Consider the following 1204-nt stretch of genomic DNA (forward strand, 5'->3'; position numbering starts at 1 on the left):
GCACGGCGCGCGCGAGGACGCCGCCGGCGGCGGCAGCACCGCCCGCGCACAGCGCCGTGTGCAGGGCCCCGTAGGCGCGGTGGTCGTGCCACAGCCGGCGCTCCACCGCGGCCGCGGCCCGCCCGAAGGCGGCCACGGGGTGTCCACGGCGCGGATCACCCGCCACGAGATCGCAGGCGTAGCCGAGCACGGCGCCGTACACAGGGGCGTGTTCGGCACGCATCGGTCAGCGCGCCGTCAGGCCTCGGCGCGGGAGTCGGCGGGAGGTTCGGCGCCCGTGGGGTGGGCGTGGCTGACGGCGGCTGCGGCCAAGCATGGCGATGTCCTCACTCAGGGTCCGCGCCCTGGCTCGACGTGACCGGCGGTGAGAGTCTCCTGGCTCCCGGATCGGCGCTTCCCCCGGCCTTCCAACCCGCTTCCGCGGGCCGTGACTTCTGGGTTGGAGGAGCGCTCCCCGGTGACAGTGGCGGGACCGCGCCGGATTCGCACCGGCTTCCTCTCCTGCCGCCGTATATGGCTCCGGCAGTCCACCATGCCCTGCGAACGCCCGTCAACTGGGGCTTGACCTGCGGCGGAAGAGTGTGCCGAGGCCCACATGAGAGCGCGTACGGACGTGTGTGCGGGAGCGCGTACGGAAGAGGCCCGTGGGGTGGGCGCGCATCTCGCGCACCCGCCCCACGGGCCCCTGAGGATCCCGCGCGGCGTCAGCCGCTGACGATCAGATGGATCCCGTACGCCACCGCCACCGCGCACAGCGCGAAGCAGGCGTATGCGCCGGAGCGCGCCAGCAGGGTCGGCGCGCCGGTCGCGGCCACCGTGCCGTCGGACTGCGCCTCCGCCTTGCGGGAGGTGCCGACCACGCCGAGCGTGAAGAGGCCGACGATGCCGACGGTGACGAGCAGGCTCACGCCGAAGACCTCGCCCAGGGCTGCCCAGTCGATGTTCATGAGGGGGTTCCTTTACCTGTACCTGAGGACTCTGGGGACTCGGTCTCAGACCGTGAGCTTGGTGGAGCTGGACTGCCCGGACGGCTGGGCCGACCCGGCCTCCGGCGTGGCGCCGGCCCCGGCGTCCACGGCCCCGGAGCCCACCGGCGGCGGTGCGACCGACTTGATCGCGGTCGTGACGATCCCGGCCGGCTCCACGGCCTCGCCGCCCTCGACGTCGTTCACGTTGGTGTGGTCGACCGGCTTGCGGCGCGAGG

The 1204-nt window shown here is 73.8% G+C and carries 2 protein-coding genes, 1 pseudogene and 1 riboswitch; all 3 genes and pseudogenes read right to left on the reverse strand.

Annotated features, from left to right (window positions below):
- Positions 1–223, reverse strand: a 223-nt coding sequence (locus AOK16_RS24095) for a cobalamin biosynthesis protein (RefSeq protein WP_205627773.1), incomplete at its 3' end; no start/stop codon positions are given.
- A 145-nt stretch (positions 224–368) separates the two neighbouring features.
- Positions 369–499: riboswitch (cobalamin riboswitch) on the reverse strand.
- 205 nt (positions 500–704) lie between these two features.
- Positions 705–947, reverse strand: coding sequence for a hypothetical protein (locus tag AOK16_RS24100; RefSeq protein ID WP_055474224.1), 243 nt, complete (start codon positions 945–947; stop codon positions 705–707).
- A gap of 45 nt (positions 948–992) precedes the next feature.
- Positions 993–1204: pseudogene (locus AOK16_RS24105) on the reverse strand (inorganic phosphate transporter); the annotation flags it as partial.

It is taken from the genome of Streptomyces pathocidini, assembly GCF_001418495.1.
Lineage (GTDB): Bacteria > Actinomycetota > Actinomycetes > Streptomycetales > Streptomycetaceae > Streptomyces > Streptomyces pathocidini.